The following is a 20,038-nucleotide window of genomic DNA, read 5'->3' as shown; positions in this document are numbered from 1 at the left end:
CGACGCCGCTGACGGTGCCGGAGGACTCAGCCCGCGCGGCCGAGACCGTCGTCCGGCAGGGCCGAGCCGCCGTAGCCGACGTAGTTGCCCGAGGAGTTGCGCAGCCCGCCGTTGGCGAGGTCCTCGATGCTGTGGTTCGCGATCATCGTGCGGACGCCGGCGGTGATGTTCGCGACCGGGTCGAAGATGCCGCGGTCGGCGAGCGAGGGCAGCACCGCGTTGCGGAACGTCGTGTCGATGAGCTGCATCAGGCCCTTCGACGGGGTGCCCGCCGAGGCGTTCGAGTCCCAGTCGTTCACGGCGTCGGCGTTGCCGGTCGACTCCCGCATGATGATCTTCTTGACGCCGGGCGCGAGGCGCTGCGGCAGGCCCAGGAGGCCGAGGGCCTTGGCGATCTGGCCGTCGAGGGTCCGCTCGTTCCCGGCGTCGTAGGCCCGCCCGAACTCCAGCGGCCCGTTCTCCCGCTCGACGCTCATCGACTTCATCAGCGCGGAGACGTCGGTCTGGTCGCCGGCGCTGGGCTCGTCGTCCGACGACGAGGAGGACGACGACGGGGACGTCGCCGCCGACACGGGCATCGTGATCGGGCTGACGCCGGCCACGGCGCCGCCCACACCGCCGGGCGCGGCCCGGTGCTGCGAGGCGAGGGAGAGCGCGGCGGTGGTCGCGGCGGGGTCGACGGCCGCGACGTTCGTGGCCTGCGGCGCCTCGGCGTCGGCGACATGGGTGTCGAGCGTCTGCACGGCCGGGAGGACGGCACCGGCGGCGACGGCCGCGACGAGGACGGAGCCCGTGGTCGACGAGGAACGGAGGGTTGAACGGCGGCCGTTCGGGATAGCCCCGAGCGAGAAGGGAGTGGTCTCCGGCTCGTCGTCGCGCCCGCTGCGCCCATGTCGCGCCACGCGTCGTCACCTCAGCTCGTCGTCGGGAAGCGGTCCGCGGCGCGAAGAGGGGGAGCGTGCCGTCGTGACCATTCCGTGATCGGACTGGTCGGAAACATAGCGACCCGCGGGAGCGGCTCGCGACCCCTCCCCCGTCTGGGGTGGGCTCGCGACAGCCGTTTCCGCCTGGTCGGGGCGGTGAGAGGTCCGACGGGCGGCCGCGCGGGCCGGAGCCGGTCCCGTGCCCGCCCGTGGGCGGACGATCACGCACGCCGAACGGTCCTGCGCGGGACGGACGGTCGGGCCGGGCTCGACCTCACCGTGCCGGATCCGGCGGCCGACCCTTCACCGCAGCGGGCCGCCGTTCCTCGGTTCGCGCGTGTCGGGACCTCAACCACCGAGCAGCTCGGCCAGCGCGTCGAGGGCCCGGTCGCCCTCGACGCGCGCCGCCGACGAGGCCGCGGCCAGCCCGAAGTACCCGTGCACGAGCCCGTCGCCGGCGAGTCGACGCACCGGAACACCGGCGGCCTCGAGTGCCTCGGCGTAGGCGCGGCCCTCGTCGCGCAAGGGGTCGAGCTCCGCGGTCGCGACGACGGCGGGTGCGACGCCGTCGAGGCCGCCGGGCTCGTCGACGGCCCGCAGCGTGTTCAGCGAGGGGTCCGCGTGCAGCGCCGGATCGGGCGCGTAGCGCTCCCAGAACCAGGCCATGTCGGCGCGCGTGAGGAACGGGCCGGCGGCGTTCCGGTCGACCGACGCCGCGGACATCGTCGGGTCGAGGCCGGGATAGAGGAGCAGCTGGGCGTCGAGCCGCGGACCGAAGTCCCGCGCGAGCAGGGCCGTGCCCGCGGCCAGACCGGCGCCCGCGCTGTCGCCGGCCACCACCAGCCGGTCCGAGGGCCGTCGCGCCGCTGCCCACCGCAGTCCCGCGTAGGCGTCGGTGACCGGCGCCGGGTGCGGGTGCTCGGGGGCGAGGCGGTAGTCGACGGACACGACGGTCACGCCGAGGTGGGCACACACCCGCCGCGCGGCGCCGTCGCCGGTGTCCAGGTCGCCGAGCACCCACCCGCCGCCGTGCAACCACACGACCGTGACCGGCCGCCGCTCGCCCGCCGGCTCGTAGACGCGGACCGCCACGTCGGCGTCCGTCCCGGTCATCCCGATCACCACGTCGTCGTGCACCGACCCGACGGCCGCCGCGTCCCCGCGCCGGATCAGCGCCAGTTCGCGGTAGTTGCGGCGCGCCTCGGCGACGTCGTCGCGGGTCAGCGGCAGCCAGCCGTCGGCGCCGAGCCGGTCGATCGCGGTCGCGAGCTCGGGATCGAGCCGGGTGTCGGTCATGGCCGCATCCTCGCCCCCGCCCCACGGCCGCGCTCGCTAGCGTGCGACCCGATGACCTCCACGCCGGCGGGGCGCCGTGCCGCGCGCTCGCGCGACGCCCGGAACGCCGCCCTGACCGTCGCCCGCGGATTCGGCCTACCGGTCGACGACCCCGCCGAGCTGGGGGACCAGTTCTCGGTCGTGCTGCACCTGCGCCCGGCGCCGGTGGTCGTGCGGGTGCCGACCTGGACCGCCGAGGTCCGCGACCCCGGGCCCCACGTCGCGAGCGACCTCGCGGTCGGGACCTGGTTGCACGAGCAGGGGGTGCCGGTGGCGCCGCCGAGTGCCGAGGTGCCGCCCGGGCCCCACGAGCAGGACGGGCACCACCTCAGCTTCTGGGCCTGGGTCCGCCCCGATCCGGCCGCGGAGCCCGTCACGCCGACGGTCCAGGCGGGGATGCTGCGCGAGCTGCACGAGGTGTTCGCCGCGTACCCCGGCCCGCTGCCCGGGCTCGAGCCCGTCGCCACGGACATCGAGCACGGGCTCGCCGCGCTCGACCGGCATCCCGGGGTGCTGTCGGCCGACGAGGAGGCGCTCCTGCGTGATGCGGCCGCCGAGCTCCTCCCGGAGGCCCGCGTCCCGTCGGTGCCGGCGCAGCCCTTGCACGGCGACGTGCACGCGAACAACCTCGTCGTGGGCGCCCATGGTCCCGTGTGGATCGACTTCGAGGAGGCGTGCCACGGCCCGCTGGGCTGGGACCTCGGGATGTTCGGCTGGGACGCCGAGGGTCGCGCGGCGGCGGCCGCGGGCTACGGGGACGTCCCGGCGTTCCGGACGTTCTCCCGGCTGCGGGCGCTGCACCTCGCGGCGTTCCTGCTCGGCCTGCGCGACCACTTCGCCGACACCGAGGGGTGGGACCCGGCCATCCACTGGTTCCTCTCCCACCTCTGAGCTTAACTGAGGGGTTGAACAGGGTCCTGCCCCGCGCTACGGTTTGCTCAACCGCAAGGTTGAACAAGGAGTCAGCGTGGACGACCAGCTGAACCGGGTGTTCTCGGCGCTCGCCGACCCCATCCGGCGCGACATGGTGGCCCGTCTCGCCGTGGCGGACGCCGGCGTCAACGAGCTCGCGGAGCCCTACGACGTCAGCGTCCAGGCGGTCTCCAAGCACCTCAAGGTGCTCGAGGAGGCGGGACTCGTCAGTCGCTCCCGCCAGGCACAGCGCCGGCCGGTCCACCTGGAGGCGGAGGTCTTCGACCTGATGACCAAGTGGATCGAGCGCTACCGGCGCCAGGCCGAGGAGCGCTACCGCCGTCTCGACGACGTCCTCGCCGAGATGGACACCGAGAAGGACCCCCGGACCGACACCGCACGAGGAGCATCCTGATGAGCACCACAACCCGCGAGACCACGATCACCGCTGACCCGGCCGCCCCGACCGTCGTCATCACCCGCGAGTTCGACGCGCCGGTCGCGAACGTCTTCCGCGCCCACGTCGAGCCCGACCTCGTCCGGCGATGGCTCGGCCCGCGCGACCTCACGATGGAGATCGACAAGTTCGACGCCGCGACCGGCGGCTCGTACCGCTACACCCACCGCGACGACGACGGGGCGTACGTCTTCTTCGGCTCGTTCCACGAGGTCCGGCCGAACGAGCGGATCGTCCAGACCTTCACCTTCGAGGGCTTCCCTGACTCCGTGAGCCTGGAGACCATGATCTTCACCGACCTCGGTGACGGACGGAGCCGCATCGAGGGGACGTCGCTGTTCGAGTCGGTCGAGGCCCGCGACGCGATGGTCGCGAGCGGCATGGAGGTCGGCGTGCGCGAGGGCTACGAGCAGCTGGACGAGCTGCTGGCGGGCTGAGTCAGAGCTCGTCGAACGGCGCGGCGTAGCGGAACGGGCCCCGCGGGGGGTCGGCGCCCAGCACGCGGACTTGGAAGAAGCGGCCCCACGCCGCGTCCGGCGTCTCGACGCCGTGCACCGCGGCGGGCCGGAAGCCGAAGCGTCCGTAGAACGCCGGCTCGCCCAGCAGCGCGACCAGGCTCTCTTCCCGGGCCTCGGCCGCCGCGAGCACGGCGTGCATGAGCGCCGAGCCGACGCCGCGGCCCTGGTGGTCCGGCCGGACCGCAACGGGGCCGACGCCGAGGGCGGGCCGGTCGCCGACGTGGCCGCGGGTCGCGACGACGTGGCCGACGACGTCACCGCCGTCCTCGGCGACCAGCGAGAACGCGGGCAGCCACCCGTCGTCGTCGCGGAGCCGGTCGAGCAGCCCGACCTCGATCGGCTCGGCACCGTCGTCGCCGGCGAACGCGGCGGCGACCACGGCGCGCACCGCGGGGATGTCGGCGGGGCGTTCGCGGCGGACGAGCACCTCCGCATGCTCGCGGGCGGCGCAAGGGAGAACCGCCGCCGTCGACCGGCGTCACGGCTCACCCGGCGGGGGTGAGGCACCAGGTCCCCGGTCGCGGAGACTGCGGACGGGCGCGGTCCGCGGGGCGCGAGGCGGGATGACCGGCGGACGTTCGCCGCCTCTGCCCTCGCTCGTCCCGCCCGAGGCCGGGAGGACCCGCGATGCCGCCGTTGATCATCGTGATCGTGACCTGCGGGCTGGCGTTCGTCGTGTTCGCCGCGCTCGCGGCGGGACTGACGACCGAGCTCTCGTCCGTGGTCACGCCGCTGCGCGGACGAGGGCGCTCGGTCCTGGGTGTGCTCGTCGCCAACTTCGTGGTCGTCCCGGTGCTGGTCGGGCTGTCGCTCGCCGCCTTCGGGTTCGTGGCGCAGGCGACGATGGCCTTCGCGCTGCTCTCGGTGGTGGCGGGCGCGCCGTTCGTCGCCATGTTCACCGGGCTCGGGCGGGGAGACGCGGCCTACGCGACCAGCGTGTCCCTGCTCCAGGTCCTCCTGACCATCCCGTTCCTGCCGCTGGTGCTGCCGTGGATGCTCGACGTGCTGGCCGTGCCGCACGCCGGGGTCACGACGTGGCACCTGTTGAAGCCGCTGCTGTGGTTCATCCTGCTGCCGCTGGCCCTCGGCCTGGTGGTCCGGTGGCGCTATCCCGCCGTCGCCCGGGCGCTCGCCCCGCACCTCGGCCAGGTCGGCCTCGTCGCGATCGTCCTGCACATCATCCTGATGTTCGTCGCGTTCTGGGACGACGTGGTCACCGAGCTCGGCACGGGCGAGTACGTGTACTCGGTCCTGCTGCCCTTCGGGTGCCTGGCCGTCGGGTACGGGGTGTGCCTGCTGGCGGCCGGCGGCCCGGCACGGGCCCACGGCGTCCTGCTGGCGGGATCGCTCGCCACGGCACAGAAGGGCTCGCAGGCCCTCATCTGCAGCCTGATCTTCGCGATGGGCACCTACTCGGTGGCCGGCGTCGTCGCCCTCGGCTCCTCGGTGATCACGGTCGTCGTGCTCGTCGTCGTGGCGGCCGAGGTCGGGCGACACCGTGACCGGCAGGCCGCGCGGGCCGGTGCCACGGCGACGGGAGACGGCGTGAGCCCACCCGAGCGAGCCGGGGCCGCGCCGCGGGGGTGATCCGGATTCAGAGCTCTGACCTGCGATGACAGGTGTGGAGCGAGTGACGGGAATCGAACCCGCGTTCTCAGCTTGGGAAGCTGATGTTCTACCATTGAACTACACTCGCGCGATGCTCTCCGAGCCTACACGGCGCCTCCGTGGCCGGGAGGGACCCACCCGGGCCTGCCGCCCAGCGTGACTACATCGGTGTGGTTCACCGCTCGATCACGGGGACATCACGGGTTGGGCGCGATCCTTCTCCACGGTGCGTGATGGGGCGTTAGGTCGTCGGGGTAGATCCGCGAGGATGCCCTGCTGCTGGGCCCACAGTTCGTGTTGGCTGGTCAGCGACAGGGAGCTCCAGGCGCCGACGGAGGGGGGCAGCCATGACCGCGCGTGAGCAGGCCGACCGCCAGCCTGAGGTGTTCGTCATCGTCGCGTCCCGCGAGGACGCCGGGGCGCTGGCGCCGCTCGCCGAGCGCGATCCCGAGGTCGTCCCGGTGCTCGTGGCCACCGGTCCCGACCCGATGGCCGTCGACGAGGCCCTCGACGACCTCGGCGCCCTGGCCGGGCGCGTGCTGCTGGTCGAGGACACCGCGCCGGGGCCGGTCCCCGAGCTCGCCGCGCTGCTGCCGCGGCTCGACGCGCTCGTCGCCGACGACCGTCCCGCCGCCGTCCTCGTCCGCGGCGGCTCGCCCACCGCGCTCGCGGCCACCCAGGCGGCGGTGTGGCGCGGGGTGCCGGTCGTGGCAGTGCCGAACGACGACGGCGACGCCGTCGAGGTCGCCAACCAGGCGGCGATCGGGGCGCTCGTCGCGTCCCAGGAGGCGCCCGACGCCGAACCGTCCGACGTCCGCGCCGCGGCGGCCGCGCACCGCCTGTGGCGGGAGCGTCTCGCGGGCAGCGACAGCCCGCGGGTCGTACGGCTGCCGACGCACCGGACGCTGTCCGCCTGACGAACGTCACCCACAGCGATCGTGGACGACGAAAGCATCACTCAGTGATGACGGGAGCACGAAAAGTAGAGCAAGTACCCGCTCGCGGCTAACGTCATGCCCCGCAAGCCTGATGGACCTGGTGGACACAGGGCGCACCAGGGAGGCGGGGGACCGGTGAGGCGAGCACCGCGGCTGATCCATGAGGTCCAGCGATTGGGCCTCACGGTGTCGGTGGCTGCCCTCCTCATCGTCGTGCTGGTGGTGTTCCGGCTCGTCTGGTCGGTCGCCGTCAACACCCCGACCGACAACCGTCTGCAGGACGGCCTGCTCGCGATCGAGGACTCGCACCAGGCGATGCTCGACATGGATGCTTCGCTGCGCGGCTACCTCGCCACCGGCGACCAGTTCTTCGCCGACGCCGCGACGAACGCCTCGCCCGCGCTCGCGGCCGCCGACACCCAGATGGTCACCCTGCTCGAAGAGCCGCAGCTGCGACAGGACGTGCTGGCGCTGCTCCTGGCCCAGCAGCGGTGGCGCACCGAGTGGGCCGACCAGGCGCGCCGGCTGCCCCCGCCCGGCGGCGCCGAGACCTTCCTCAAGCAGGGCACGGCGCTGTTCGACGACTACCGGGCGCGCAAGGACGCGACTCGCGCGGACACGCTGACCGCGATCGAGGCGGCGGACCGCAGCGCCGTGGCCACCCAGTGGATCGTCGGCGTGTGCATCGCCGCGGTCGGCGTCGCCACGCTCGTCGTCGCCCTGCGCGGCCGGCGTCGGCTGCAGCAGCACGTCGTCACGCCTGTCGACGGGCTGCTCGCCTCTGTGCGCGGGATCGGCGAGGGCCGACTGACGCCGCCCGAGCCGGTCTCCGGATCCGCCGAGCTGGTGGCCCTGCGCGACGGGCTCGCCGACATGACGGTCGCCCTGCGCCGGCAGCGCGAGGAGGCCGCCGCGCAGGCCGAGCGGCTGCAGGCCCAGACCGATCGGCTGCGTACCATCCTGATCATGACCCGCGAGATCGCGGGCAGTCTGAACACCCGCTACGTGATCGACTCCACCGTCCAGGCCGCCGTCGCGGTCACCGACGGGCGGGTGCTGCTGTGGCTGCTCGAGGAGGACGGCAACGGCCTCGAGCTCGCCTACGACTCCGACCGCGGCGCCGTCTCGCCCATGGAGACCCACTGCCACCTCGGCGTCGGGGTCGTCGGCCGCTCGGCGCGCTACGGGCAGATCTCGCGCGGCGACCCCGACACCGGCGAGGACGCCGCCGTCGCGGTGCCGCTCGTCGTCGGTGCGCGCGTGATCGGCATCCTCGAGTGCTACGACTCGCCCGAGGGCGAGGTCGACGGCCAGCGGCTGTCCGCGGTCGAGATGCTGGCGACGCTTTCCGGGTCCGCGATCGAGGCCAGCCGCCTGCACGCGGCCACCGAGCGGCTCTCGCAGTTCGACCCGCTGACCCAGCTCGCCAACCGCCGCCGCCTCGGCGCCGACCTCGACTCCGCGGTGGCCAACGCCAAGCGGCACTCCGCGCCGATGTCGGTGATCATGCTCGACCTCGACCACTTCAAGGAGCTCAACGACCGCTACGGCCACCAGCAGGGCGACGTGGTGCTCCAGGAGGTCGCGAGCACGCTGCGCACGGCGATGCGGGACGGTGAGACCGCCTACCGCTACGGCGGCGAGGAGTTCGCCATCCTGGTCACCCGCGGCGGGCCCGACGACGCCGCGAAGCTCGCCGAGCGCCTGCGCACCCGCGTCGAGGCCGACTTCCGGCGCGGGGACAAGCAGCTGGTCACCGCGTCGTTCGGCGTCGCCGGGCTGCCCGAGCACGCCGGCGACGGCGAGGCCCTGCTCAGCGAGGCCGACCGGGCGCTGTACTCGGCGAAGAACGCCGGCCGCAACCGCGTCCACCGCGCGGGCGGGCTCGTCGACTAGGTCATCCCGGCGGCAGGCCGCGCCGGAAGTTGACGTACGAGCGCGAGGGCGTCGGCCCCCGCTGGTCCTGGTAGCGCGACCCGTAGACCGGCGAGCCGTACGGGTGCTCGGCGGGCGACGAGAGCCGGAACAGGCACAGCTGCCCGACCTTCATCCCGGGCCACAGCCGGATCGGCAGGTTCGCGACGTTCGAGAGCTCGAGCGTCACGTGGCCCGAGAAGCCGGGGTCGATGAAGCCGGCCGTAGAATGGGTCAAAAGCCCCAAACGCCCCAAACTTGACTTTCCCTCGAGGCGCCCGGCCACGTCGTCGGGCAGCGTGATGACCTCGTACGTGGAGCCGAGCACGAACTCGCCGGGGTGCAGGACGAACGCCTCGTCATCCGCGGGCTCGACCATCCGCGTCAGGTCGTCCTGCTGCAGCGACGGGTCGATGTGCGTGTAGGCGTGGTTGTTGAACGTGCGGAAGTGCCGGTCGAGGCGCAGGTCGACGCTCGAGGGCTGCAGCAGCGTGGCGTCGAACGGGTCGAGCCCGACGCGCCCGGCCGCGATCTCGGCGCGGATGTCGCCGTCGGAGAGCAGCACGCGCGGACCCTATCGGGCACCGCGAACGGGGACTTCGCGCGCATAGAAGCAGCGAGATACCCGTTCGCTGCAACAGAAGGCGAGCCCCGGAGACGCGAAGGGCGCCCTCGCTGCTCCGGGAGCAGCGAGGGCGCCCCTCGCTCAGGCGGCCCTGCCCGTCAGTTCTCCGTCGACGGGTTCTGCACGTTGGCCGAGGTCGAGGCGGTCTCGGGGTCCGAGTCGCCGGGTCCGTCGGTCTCGGCGTCCGGGGCCGGGTCGCCCGCGGCCTCGGGCGTCTCCGCCGGCTGACCGCGCTTCACGGCCGCGAGGAGCATCTGCGAGACGTCCATGACCTCGGTGCCGACGGCCTTGGACTCGCTCTGGCGCTCGGTGAGGCCGTCGGTGAGCATCACGCGGCAGAACGGGCAGCCGGTCGCGATCGTCTCGGACTCGGTGGAGATGGCCTCGTCGACGCGCTCCATGTTGATGCGCTTGCCGATGTTCTCTTCCATCCACATCCGCGCGCCGCCGGCGCCGCAGCACAGCGCGCGGTCGGCGTGGCGGGGCATCTCCTTGAGCTCGGCGCCCGCGGCCTCGACCAGCTCGCGCGGCGGGCTGTAGACCTCGTTGTGCCGGCCCAGGTAGCAGGGGTCGTGGTACGTGACGGTCTTGCGGGCCGCACCGTTCGAGCCGGCGTGCCCGTTCCCGTTCGACCCCGCGTGCCCGTTCGAGCCCGACTCCTTCTCGGCCAGCGCGACCGCGGCGGGCGCGGCCTGGTCGCCGTCGTGGCCCGGCGTGCCGTGGCCGTTGGCCGGGATGAGTCCGCGTTCGGTGCCGTCGTTGTGCGGCCCGTGGTACTGCAGGCCGGTGGCCGGGTTGATGTCGATCTTCTGCGCGCTCGGCACGGGCGAGGCCTCGGGGGCCACCGGCACCAGCTTCTTCTCGCGCACGAGCTGGTTGAGCAGCTGGGTGTGGTGGACGACCTCGTAGTGGCCGTCGAGCTGCGGGTACTCGCGCCCGAGCGTGTTCATGCAGTGCGGGCAGGTGGTGACGATCTTGCGCGTGCCCGGCTCGCGGCCCTCGAAGACGGCGTCGAGCATCTCCTTGGTCTGCGCGGCCATCATCTGGAAGAGGAACTCGTTGCCCGAGCGCCGCGCCGGGTCGCCGGTGCAGCTCTCCTCCTTGCCGAGCACGACGTAGTCCACGTCGGCGATGTGCAGCAGCTCCGCCGTCGCACGGACCGTCTTCTTCGCGTTGTCGTCGAACGCGCCGGCGCAGCCGACGAAGAACAGGTACTCGGTCTCGGGCCGCAGCTCGCCGTCGAACTCGGGCACGTCGAAGGGCAGGTCCTTCGCCCACTCCATGCGCGCCGAGTTGTTCTGGCCCCAGGGGTTGCCCTTGTTCTCCAGGTTCTTGAACAGCGTGCCGAGCTCGGTGGGGAACTCGGACTCGATCAGCACCTGGTAGCGGCGCATGTCCATGATGTGGTCGACGTGCTCGATGTCGACGGGGCACTGCTCGACGCACGCCCCGCACGAGGTGCAGGACCACAGGACCTCGGGGTCGATGACGCCGAGGTCCTCGGCGGTCCCGACCAGCGGGCGGGAGGCCTGGACGTCGTCGCTCGCGCGGTAGCGCTCGTAGCCCGACTCCGGCACGCCGTGGCCGTCGTGCACGGGCTCGCCCGGGTTGTTCGCGCCGGCCTGCGTGGCGGCGCCCTCCTCGGGCATGTCCTTGCCGCCGATCATGTACGGCGCCTTCGCGAACATGTGGTCGCGCAGGTCCATGATCAGGAGCTTCGGCGAGAGCGGCTTGCCGGTGTTCCACGCCGGGCACTGGCTCTGGCAGCGGCCGCACTCGGTGCAGGTCGCGAAGTCGAGCATGCCCTTCCAGGTGAAGTCCTCGATCTTGCCGCGGCCGAACGAGGCCTCCTCGGGCGGGTCCTCGAAGTCGATGGGCTCGCCCTCGTGCTCCAGCGGCAGCATCGGGCCCAGCGCCTTCGGGTAGCGCTTGGCCGAGACGTTGATCGGCGCGATGAAGATGTGGAGGTGCTTGGAGTAGAGCACGACCACCAGGAAGACGAGCGCGACCGCGATGTGGATCAGCAGGAAGATCGTCTCGAGCACGAACAGCGTCGTCTCCGACAGGCCGGAGAACAGGTAGCCCACGCCGATCGAGGCCCAGGCGCCCGAGTCGTAGGGCAGGTTGCCGGCCGCGGAGGACGTGCCGCGGAAGGCGAAGAGCGACCAGACGACGTTGAAGATCAGGAAGAGGATCAGCCAGGCGCCGCCGGTGTGGCTGCCGTAGAAGCGGGACGTGCGGGCGCGGCGCTCCGGCGCCTGCTGGATGCGCATGATCCCGAAGGCGATGATCGAGACCAGCACCATGATCGCGATGAAGTCCTGCAGGAAGCCCAGGACGGCCCAGTGCCCGATCAGCGGGATGTGGAAGTCCTCGACGAACAGGGCGCCGTAGGCCTCGATGTAGACCGTCAGCAGGATGATGAAGCCCCACATCGTGAAGAGGTGGGCGAGGCCGGGGATCGACCAGCGCAGCAGCTTGCGCTGCCCGAACACCTCCACGAACTGCGTGCGCACGCGGGCGCCGAGACCGTCGGCGCGCTTCGCGTCGGGCTGGCCGGAGGTGATCAGGGTGTAGAGCCACCAGGCCCGGCGCGCGGCCACGACCGCCACGACCAGGGTCAGGGCGAGCCCCAGGACCAAACGGACGACCACGACGGGACCTCCCCGTGAGCCGGGTCGTGGTGGAGACCCGGTGAGACAACTGAGACAACGAGGTGCAACGAACCGCAACGACGGTGTGGGCGGCACTGTAACGGCCGGTAGCACCGTCGGCGCTGCGAGAGGTGATTGATGCTACTCACCGGTAACCGCAGCAGGACGGTCGCCTCCGCGGGCTCGGTCGGCTCCGCTCCGTACGCGCCCGGACGCCGCGTCCGGGGTGTCCCGGCGTGTCCGCGTCCCCCATCGGGCGATGCTTTGCGATCGCGAATTCGATCGCGCCGCGCCGGAGTGTGATGACCGCCCGTGCCGTGTGGATCACGATAGGCTCATCCGGACCAGGAGAGCGGGCTGCGGCGGCCCGCCGGTCGCGGAGGGTGGACGATGCGTCGACGCCTGTGGGGGAAGGAGACCGAGAGGGGTGCCCGGACGCCGCGGCGGGCCCCCGCGCGCCGCACGCCGAGGTGGTTTGAATCCCTGCGACCGCCGTGTTTACTCGACCGGTCGAGATCGGCTCCCGGCACTTCGACCAGCACGTCCGCAGGAGGACCGCCATGACCGTCACGTTCCTCGGCGCCGAGGTGGTCGCGCAGGCTCCGGGGACCGGCGGGCTCCAGGGATGGATCCAGGACAACATCGTCCCGCTGATCCTCCTGGGCATCGCGATCATCATGCTGTGGATCGGCGGCCGCGGTGACAACGCCGGCGTGGCCCGCCGCAGCATCGGCCTGATCATCGGCCTGATCGCGCTGGGGATCGCCCTCACGCCGGGTGCCGGCGCACGCGTCGGGGCGTTCTTCGCACAGCTCATCACGGGGTGACGCGGGTGCACATCCGCACCGACGACGAGGTGTACCGCGTCGACGCCGTCTGGCTCGGCCCGCCGCGCGCGACGTTCCCGTGGCGCGCCCGGTACTCGGCCTACGGCGTGGGCCTGCTCGTCATGCTCGCCGTGATGTTCGTCCAGCGCCGCCTCGGTATCGACCTCGGCTTCTTCTCCGTGGCGTGGGCCCTGCTCATCACCGTCGGGATCACGCGCTTCGTGTCGCGGCGCATCAACGACGAGCGGCCCCTCCTCGAGTGGCTCACGCTGTTCGTGCACGAGCTGCGCGGGCCCCGGGCCAGGACCCGGGTCACCGGCGGCGCGCTCACCACCGGGCACGTCACCGTGCACCGCGACCGGCCGAAGCTCACCGGGGCGCCGACGGCCGTCGCCCTCCCGCGCGGCAGCGACCCCGCCGACGCGACCGACGGCCCGCGGGCCCGGCGGGTCGCCGCCGCGCCGGCCGAGGACGTGTGGGGACCGCCGCCTCGCGACGACGAGGTCGTGGAGACCCGCGCGTCGGCCGCGACGACGACCACGGACCCCTCGGGGGCCACGGACCCCTCGGACGGCTCGGACACCTCGGACCCCTCCGAGCCCGAGGCACCGGCTCCCGCGACCCCGGCGACGGCACCGTCGGCGACACCCGACGAGCCGACCCGCCGCGCGGGCGCCCACCTCACCCCCGGGGTCGAGGACACGCGGGCGTCCCACCGGCGCCGGGCGCGGGGCACCACGCCGGCCCACCCGTCCGGGGACGCCCCGGAGCGCCGGCGCCGCGGCACCGCGCGCACCTCCACGCGGACCTCGACCTGCAACTCGACGACGGCCGGCGACGGCTTCGGTCCGCCGTCGGCGGCCGAGGTCGGCGACCCGGTCGAGCCCACCACCGCCGCGCCCGCCGCACCGGATGGGCCCCGACCCGAGCTGCCCCCGGTGCCCGACCCGCGGTCGGCGGAGGCGGACATGGCGGCCTGGACGGGCGCCGGGGCGCACCGCGAGCCGGTCTCCGCGCGGCGGGCCCAGCGCCCCCGTGCCACCGGGTCCGCGGCCGACCCCGACCCCGACCGCACGCAGCGGCGACCGGCCCGCCCGCGGCGTCGTGCCGGCTGGCCGATGTCGAACGAGCCGGCGACCCCGGAGGCGCCGTTCGGTCCCGGCACGCGCGCGCGGAGGTACGGCCCCAGCAGCCCGCAGGGCGGGCGAGGGGGCGACGGTGCTGCGCCGGAGTAGGTCCCCCAAGGCCGTCGAGGCCGGCCCGGCCCCGGAGGCGATCGAGGCGGGCCCGAGCGGCGGCGGGCTGCGCCCGGCCCGTGCGACGTCGTCGAACGGCTCGGGGGCCCGCCGCGGTCGCGGTCTGACCGGCGAGTCGCCGGCCGCCGGCTACCGGCCCGCGATCGCGCTGCGCGCCATCGACGGCAACCTGGCGCGCACCGCGTCGAGCGTCACCGCCTGGTACCGGCTCGCCCCGCAGCCCTGGAGCTTCCGCAGCGACTCCCAGCGCGAGACGCTGATCCGCCAGATCGCGACGCAGCTCGGCGAGCTGCAGGGCCGGTGGCTGCACGTCCGCGTCACCTCGCGCCCGTACCCGGTGGCGCTGTGGGCCGAGGCGTTCGACCACAACGCGCCGGGCCGGCTCCCCGACGTCTCGGGGGCGCTGACCTGGGAGGGGTTCCTCGAGGGCGAGCAGCGCCACCTGATGGGGCTGTCGATGTCGGACAAGGAGGTCTTCCTCGGGGTCGAGGTCTCCGGCCGGTCGGTCGTCGACCGGTGGCTCGAGGGTGCCGCCCCGATCCTCGGGCGCCTCGTCCCGTCGGCGGCGACCGCCGAGCTGGCGGCGCTCGAGTCCGAGATCGCGCACGTCGAGGCCTTGGTGTCGCGCGCCGGGCTGGACGCGGTGCCGGCGACCGCCGAGGACATGGCGTGGCTGATGCACCGCTCGTGCTCGCTGGGCCTGCCGGCCCCGCGCACGGTCACCCCCGCCTCGGGCGAGCACTGGGAGTCCGAGGACCTCGCCGCGTTCACCGACGGGGTCGCCCTGCAGCAGGAGCCGTACGCCCCGACAGTCCAGGTGCTGGGGCGGTTCGGCACCCAGCCGGTGCAGCGCCACGTCGCGGTGCTCTCGGTGGGCCTCATGGACGCGCTGCGGATCCCCGAGGCCGACGACCCCTGGATGCAGCGCAGCGACCGCCTGCCGTTCCCCGTCGAGTGGTCGGCGCGGATCTACGTGCGCAAGCCGGAGGAGGTCGCCGGCGAGCTGCAGCGCCAGATGGGCAAGGTGCGCAGCCAGATCCGGCACTACACGCACGACCACGACCTCGACCCGCCGATGTCGCTCTCGCGCCAGGCCGACCGCGTGCTGCAGATCGAGGACGAGCTCTCGGGAGGCCTCACCCAGCTCAACACCCGGGTCTACGGGTGGTGGCGGGTCGCGGTGTCCGGCCGCGACGAGGGCGAGGCCCTGACACGGGCCCAGCAGGTGCTCGACCTCTACCGCCCGCGGGTCGCGATGGAGCACCCCGAGGCGCAGTACGCCTACGCCCGCGAGTTCATCCCCGGCGAGCCCCTGGCGTCCACCGCCTACCGCCGGCGCGGCTCGGTGACGTGGGTGGCCGCGGGGGTGCCGGCCGCGTCGGCGTCGGTGGGCGACCGGCGCGGGATCATGCTCGGCGAGACCTGCACGGCCACCCGCCGCCCGGTGGCGTGGGACCCGTGGATGGCGCAGGAGGTCCGGCGGGCCTCGGGCCTGACGGCCGTCGTGGGCGGCCTCGGCTCGGGGAAGTCGTTCCTCACCGGACTGCTCGTCTACAAGACGCTGCGCGCCGGGGCCCGTTGGACCGTGCTCGACCCCTCGGGCCCGCTCGCCGAGCTGACCAAGCTCCCGGAGCTCGCGCCGTTCTCGCGCCACATCCACCTGCTCGGCGCCGACCCCGGCATCCTCAACCCGTACCGGGTGGTGGCCGAGCCCCGCCGCGACCACTTCCTCGACGAGGACGACCCGGACAAGGCGTGGCGCCGCGAGCGCTCCCTGGCCGCGGCCACCCGGCGCCGTCTCGTGCTCGACGTGCTGACCGGGCTGCTGCCCTTCGACGTGGCGCGCATGCCCCACACCCGGATCGTGCTGCTGCGCGCGGTGCGCGAGGTCGGCGGCGCCCCCGACCGCGACCCCGGCCAGGTCATCGCCGTCCTGCGCCGGCACGCCCGGGAGGGCGAGGAGCACGCCGACGTCGTCGCCGACTTCCTCGAGGAGCGCCGCGAGCTGCCGCAGGCCGCGCTGCTGTTCCCCGACCGGAACGCCGACCCGCGCGACGACCCGTGGCGGGGCGAGCAGGACTACCGGCTCACCGTCCTGACCATGCAGGGCATGGCGCTGCCGCGCCCGGGCAGCCCGCGCGAGGAGTGGACCGACGGCGAGTCGCTGGCGGTCGAGCTGCTGAACCTCGCGTCCTGGCTGACCCAGCGAACGATCTACACGTCGGACCGGAACCTGCGGAAGGGCGTCGCGCTCGACGAGACCCACTTCCTGTCGCAGATCCCCACCGGCAAGGTGCTCATCGACCGGCTCGCGCGCGACTCGCGCAAGTTCAACGTGCGCGCGATGTTCGCCTCCCAGCTCGCGGGCGACCTGCTGCGGGTGCCGGGGTTCGCGTCGCTGGTCAACGCCGTGTTCGTCGGGCGCACCGACGACGAGGAGGCGCAGGCCGAGGCGCTGCGCCTGCTCCGCGTGCCCACCGACGTCGGCTACGAGGAGATGCTGGGCACGCTCTCGCCGCGGCCGCGCCACGACGACCGGCCCGACGACACCCCGCGCCAGTTCGTCTTCGCCGACGGCCACGGCGGCGTCGAGAAGATCCGCATCGACCTCGAGGGCCCGCACCTCGAGCACCTGCGCGACACCCTCGACACGAACCCTGACGTCCGCCGGGTGCGGACCCTGCCCGCCGGGGCGCCCGCCGACCGCCCTTCCGCGCCGCCCGAGACCGACGCCGAGCGCACCGGCCCGGTGCCGGTCGTGCCCACGGCCGGGCCCCCGCCGGGCGCGTCTTCGGCCCCGTCTGCCCCGTCCGCCCCGTCCGCCCCGTCCGCGCCCACGTCGGCCCGGCCGTCCGGCCCCACCGTCGGCGCGGGGCCCGCGTCACCGCCGTTCCCGCCGCGCTCGGTCCCGACCCCGCCGCCGGGCACGGCGCGCGTGTCGCCGGTGACGCCGCCGCGCGACCCGCTCGTGGAGCGCACGGTCGTCGAGGGGACGGTCCTCGACGAGCGGCACGACGACCGCGACGGCGCCGGGGTCCTGCCGCCCGGCCTCGACGACCTCACCCCGGACCTCGACGACGACCTGGACGACCTCGACCGCACCCCGGCGCCGGCGGCCACCGCGGCGGGCGACGACGAGTGGGCCGACGCCTGGGTGATGGACGAGAGCGAGGCGACGGGCGACGCGGTCGGCGAGCTCGCCGACGACGCGACGGTGACGACCCCCGCCGATCGGGCGCCGGGCTGGCGGGAGGGGCACGACGCGACCGACCCCGCCCGCCGGGTGGGCGCCGGGCGGCGAGGGCCCGGGGCACCGGGGTGATCCTCGCCGTCGCGATCCTCGTCGCCGCCCTCGTCGTCGGGTGGCGGCGGTCGCGACGCGCGCCGGAGGCCCGCGAGGGGTGCGAGGGCGTCCCTCGCTGCTCCCCACGCAGCGAAGGCGTCCCTCGCTCCGATAAGGCCCCGGTCGTCGCGGGGAGCGAGGGCGTCCCTCGCTGCTCCCCACGCAGCGAAGGCGTCCCTCGCTCCGATAAGGCCCCGGTCGTCGCGGGGAGCGAGGGCGTCCCTCGCTGCTCCCCACGCAGCCAGGGCGCCCCTCGCTCCGCACCGCGGGGGCGGCGGCGCGCCGCGGTGCTCGTCACGTCGCTGCTCACCGGGCTCGTGCTCTTCGCGCTGCCCGCGTCGGCGGCGCCGCTGGACTGCAAGGCCGCGCCCGATCCCGACCGGCCGGGCACCGGGCTCGTCGGCTCGCTCGACCCCGCGCCGCTCGGGGTGGGCGCACCCGGGAGCGTGTACGACGAGGTCGGGTACGCCGGGCAGATCTGGTGGACCTACGACCTCGGCTGCGGCCCGGGCGCCGCGCGCGACCCCGCGGCGGCGACCGACACGTGGCTGGGCAACCAGTTCTTCAACCTCGCCAAGCTCGTCGTCGGCGGCGTCAACTGGTCGCACTACCTCATCGAGCGCGGCTCGGGGCTGCTCCAGCCCCTCGACGGCGTGGTCCAGGCCGGGACGCAGGCGATGTACGGCGCGGTGTTCACGACGTGGGTCGGGCTCGCGCTCATCGTGCTCGCCGCGATCCTGCTGGTGCTGGCGATGCGCGGCGACCTCTCGCGCCAGGCCCAGCGGGCGGGCATCGCGGTGATCGCCCTCGCCGTGGCGGCGGCGGCCTACGCAGCGCCCGTGCGCTGGTCGAGCATGCTCGACGGCGTCCTGCTCGACGGCGTGACAGCGATGCAGCGCGGGTTCCTGTCGCAGGTCGGGGTGGGTGACGCGAACACCCTGCCGACGGTGCTGACCGACCAGATCGTCTACAACAACTGGCTGCGCGGCGAGTTCGGCTCCGCGGACGTGCCGCAGGCGCGCGACATGGGCCGGGAGCTGCTGCGGGCGCAGACGTTCACCAAGCAGGAGATCGCCGCCGGCCAGGACACCCAGGCCACGGCCGACGCGAAGAAGCAGCAGTACACCGCGGTCGCCGACCGCGCGGGCGACCGCTACAGCTACTTCCAGGGCCGGCAGGGCTCGCGCACGGGCGCCGGGATGCTGGCGCTGATCCAGGCCGTGTGCATCGGGCTGTTCCAGTTGATGAGCAAGCTGCTCATCCTCGTCTCGATGCTGATCATCCGATTGCTCGTGATGATCGCGCCGGCGCTCGCCGTGCTCGCCCTGCTCAAACCTGAGGTGCTGCCCGCGACCCTGCGGATCGGGGGCGCGGCGCTCGTCAACACCCTGCTCGTGGGCGCGATGGCCGGGCTGCACTCGCTGATGGTGATCGCGCTGTTCCGCCCCGGGTCCGGCGTCGACACGTGGCTGGGGCTGCTGGTCACGGGCGTCGTCACGATCGTGCTGTGGGCGCTCGCACGCCCGTTCCGGCGGCTCTCGGCGATGGTCACGCTGACCCGCGACCAGATGAGCGGCTTCCTCCCGCCCGCGGGCTCCGGAGCACTCTCGCGGTTCCTGCCGCGGTCGCCGCAGCGCCAGGACGACTGGTGGTCGGAGCGCCGGGGCGCGGCGACCGCAGGCGACGGGTGGCGCCCGGAGAGCACCGGTCCCACGCGCGCCGACCCCGCGACCGCCGACGTGGCCACCGTGGCCGGCCCGATGCGGGTCGACAGCGAACGGGTCGGCGCGGGCGGCGCCCCGGCCCACGACGCGGACCCGGCGGCCGCGCTGGCCTCGCGGAGGGCCGCCCAGCGGGCGTTGCCCGCGGGTGCCGCGACCACCGGCACGACCGCGGTCCCGGGCGGCACGCCCCGCGGGGACCGCGACCCCACCCCGGCCCGCGCCGCGGTGAGCGACGCCGATCGCAGCCTCTACCGCAGTGTCGCCGCCCGCAGCGGCGATGCCGGGGGTCCCCAGCGTCCGGTGCAGGCCGAGCTGGTCGACGGCGCGCCCGTCTACCGCATCTACCGCCCCAGCCGCCCTGTCGGCGCCGGGTCCTCGCGCCGCTCGACGCGGACGAGCGCCCCGCGGCCCGCCGAGGGAGGCCCGCGTGCCGATCCGGACTAGGCGCGGACGCGCGGCGGCCTACCGCGCGCTCTGGGAGTGGCCGCTGCACTCCCCGGCGCGCCTGATCGGCGTGCTGGTCGTGATCGTCGCCGTCGCGATCGGCATCTCCTCCCTCGCCGGGGGCTCCGACGGGGGTGCCGGGTCCGGGCGGGCCCTCGGGCCGGCGCCGGGCCCGGCACCCGCCACCGCCCCCGCCGCCCCGCAGGTCACCGAGCTCAGTCCCCGCACGCTGCCCCTCGACCAGGCGCCCCCGGTCGCGCTCGCGGTGGCGCAGCGCTGGACGCAGGCGTGGGCCACGCACCCGGCCGGGACGACCCCGGCCCAGTGGAGCGCCGGACTCGCGCCGTACACGACCGACGAGTACCTCGCGGTGCTCGCGTCGGTCGACCCGTCGAACGTCCCCGGCTCGCGGGTCACGGGGCCGCCGCAGGCGGTCGAGGTGCGGCCCGAGGCCGTGCGCGTGCAGGTGCCCACCGACGCGGTGCGCCTCGAGCTGCTCCTGGTGCAGGTCGGGCCGGGTGACTGGCGCGTCTCCGGCTACGACCGGGCGTCCTGAGGGC

16 protein-coding genes and 1 tRNA gene are annotated in these 20,038 nt (G+C 74.3%); 11 read left to right on the top strand and 6 right to left on the bottom strand.

Annotation, left to right across the window (positions count from 1 at the left end; genetic code table 11):
- Window positions 1–26: 26 nt before the first annotated feature.
- Window positions 27–743, bottom strand: a complete 717-nt coding sequence (locus tag ACR9E3_RS03475; protein WP_460378527.1) for a transglycosylase SLT domain-containing protein — start codon at window positions 741–743, stop codon at window positions 27–29.
- 528 nt (window positions 744–1,271) lie between these two features.
- Window positions 1,272–2,219 carry an alpha/beta hydrolase gene (locus tag ACR9E3_RS03470; RefSeq protein ID WP_460378525.1) on the bottom strand — a complete coding sequence of 316 codons (948 nt, stop codon included), beginning with the start codon at window positions 2,217–2,219 and terminating at the stop codon, window positions 1,272–1,274.
- A 51-nt stretch (window positions 2,220–2,270) separates the two neighbouring features.
- Between ACR9E3_RS03470 and ACR9E3_RS03465 the strand changes: the two genes are divergently transcribed.
- The 3 genes from ACR9E3_RS03465 (at window position 2,271) to ACR9E3_RS03455 (ending at window position 4,064) form a co-directional block, all read left to right on the top strand.
- Window positions 2,271–3,149 carry an aminoglycoside phosphotransferase family protein gene (locus ACR9E3_RS03465; RefSeq protein ID WP_460378524.1) on the top strand — a complete coding sequence of 293 codons (879 nt, stop codon included), beginning with the start codon at window positions 2,271–2,273 and terminating at the stop codon, window positions 3,147–3,149.
- Window positions 3,150–3,225: 76 nt separating this feature from the next.
- The gene (locus ACR9E3_RS03460) at window positions 3,226–3,585 is read left to right on the top strand and encodes an ArsR/SmtB family transcription factor (RefSeq protein WP_460378523.1); all 360 of its coding nucleotides are present in this window, start codon (window positions 3,226–3,228) and stop codon (window positions 3,583–3,585) included.
- On the top strand, window positions 3,585–4,064 hold the full coding sequence (locus tag ACR9E3_RS03455) for an SRPBCC family protein (protein ID WP_460378521.1): 480 nt from the start codon (window positions 3,585–3,587) through the stop codon (window positions 4,062–4,064). Before ACR9E3_RS03460 ends, ACR9E3_RS03455 begins: the two co-directional genes overlap by 1 nt.
- A 1-nt stretch (window position 4,065) precedes the next feature.
- Here ACR9E3_RS03455 and ACR9E3_RS03450 read toward each other — a convergent pair whose 3' ends face one another.
- Entirely contained in the window at window positions 4,066–4,572 is a 507-nt protein-coding gene (locus ACR9E3_RS03450; RefSeq protein WP_460378519.1) for a GNAT family N-acetyltransferase, read from the bottom strand.
- A 200-nt stretch (window positions 4,573–4,772) separates the two neighbouring features.
- On the opposite strand from ACR9E3_RS03450, the gene ACR9E3_RS03445 reads away from it, so the two are divergent.
- The gene (locus ACR9E3_RS03445; RefSeq protein WP_460378517.1) at window positions 4,773–5,732 is read left to right on the top strand and encodes a bile acid:sodium symporter family protein; all 960 of its coding nucleotides are present in this window, start codon (window positions 4,773–4,775) and stop codon (window positions 5,730–5,732) included.
- A 35-nt stretch (window positions 5,733–5,767) separates the two neighbouring features.
- Here the strand turns inward: ACR9E3_RS03445 and ACR9E3_RS03440 are convergent.
- Window positions 5,768–5,841 (bottom strand) — tRNA-Gly (locus ACR9E3_RS03440).
- A gap of 259 nt (window positions 5,842–6,100) precedes the next feature.
- Here ACR9E3_RS03440 and ACR9E3_RS03435 point away from each other — a divergent pair.
- Window positions 6,101–6,670 carry a hypothetical protein gene (locus ACR9E3_RS03435; RefSeq protein WP_460378515.1) on the top strand — a complete coding sequence of 190 codons (570 nt, stop codon included), beginning with the start codon at window positions 6,101–6,103 and terminating at the stop codon, window positions 6,668–6,670.
- A 213-nt stretch (window positions 6,671–6,883) separates the two neighbouring features.
- Window positions 6,884–8,587 (top strand): diguanylate cyclase domain-containing protein, encoded by a 1,704-nt coding sequence (locus ACR9E3_RS03430; RefSeq protein ID WP_460378513.1) that lies wholly within the window; start codon window positions 6,884–6,886, stop codon window positions 8,585–8,587.
- A 1-nt stretch (window position 8,588) separates the two neighbouring features.
- On the opposite strand, the gene dcd is transcribed toward ACR9E3_RS03430, so the two are convergent.
- Both dcd and ACR9E3_RS03420 read right to left on the bottom strand, forming a co-directional pair.
- The gene (gene dcd, locus ACR9E3_RS03425) at window positions 8,589–9,170 is read right to left on the bottom strand and encodes a dCTP deaminase (RefSeq protein ID WP_460378512.1); all 582 of its coding nucleotides are present in this window, start codon (window positions 9,168–9,170) and stop codon (window positions 8,589–8,591) included.
- A gap of 158 nt (window positions 9,171–9,328) precedes the next feature.
- Window positions 9,329–11,884: a (Fe-S)-binding protein gene (locus ACR9E3_RS03420; protein WP_460378510.1), complete on the bottom strand. Its 2,556-nt coding sequence runs from the start codon at window positions 11,882–11,884 to the stop codon at window positions 9,329–9,331.
- Window positions 11,885–12,444: 560 nt separating this feature from the next.
- Here ACR9E3_RS03420 and ACR9E3_RS03415 point away from each other — a divergent pair.
- From ACR9E3_RS03415 to ACR9E3_RS03395, 5 genes are all read left to right on the top strand, one after another.
- Window positions 12,445–12,711 carry a hypothetical protein gene (locus ACR9E3_RS03415; protein ID WP_285651479.1) on the top strand — a complete coding sequence of 89 codons (267 nt, stop codon included), beginning with the start codon at window positions 12,445–12,447 and terminating at the stop codon, window positions 12,709–12,711.
- 5 nt (window positions 12,712–12,716) lie between these two features.
- On the top strand, window positions 12,717–13,946 hold the full coding sequence (locus tag ACR9E3_RS03410; RefSeq protein ID WP_460378508.1) for a hypothetical protein: 1,230 nt from the start codon (window positions 12,717–12,719) through the stop codon (window positions 13,944–13,946).
- A gap of 67 nt (window positions 13,947–14,013) precedes the next feature.
- Entirely contained in the window at window positions 14,014–17,289 is a 3,276-nt protein-coding gene (locus ACR9E3_RS03405; protein ID WP_460379064.1) for an ATP-binding protein, read from the top strand.
- A gap of 308 nt (window positions 17,290–17,597) precedes the next feature.
- Window positions 17,598–19,478 (top strand): hypothetical protein, encoded by a 1,881-nt coding sequence (locus ACR9E3_RS03400; RefSeq protein ID WP_460378506.1) that lies wholly within the window; start codon window positions 17,598–17,600, stop codon window positions 19,476–19,478.
- Window positions 19,462–20,034 carry a hypothetical protein gene (locus ACR9E3_RS03395; protein WP_460378504.1) on the top strand — a complete coding sequence of 191 codons (573 nt, stop codon included), beginning with the start codon at window positions 19,462–19,464 and terminating at the stop codon, window positions 20,032–20,034. Before ACR9E3_RS03400 ends, ACR9E3_RS03395 begins: the two co-directional genes overlap by 17 nt.
- Window positions 20,035–20,038 lie beyond the last annotated feature (4 nt).

The sequence above is a fragment of the Actinomycetospora sp. C-140 genome (assembly GCF_054796175.1).
The sequence above is the reverse complement of the archived record's forward strand: the minus strand, read 5'-3'. Positions and strand labels throughout refer to the sequence as shown.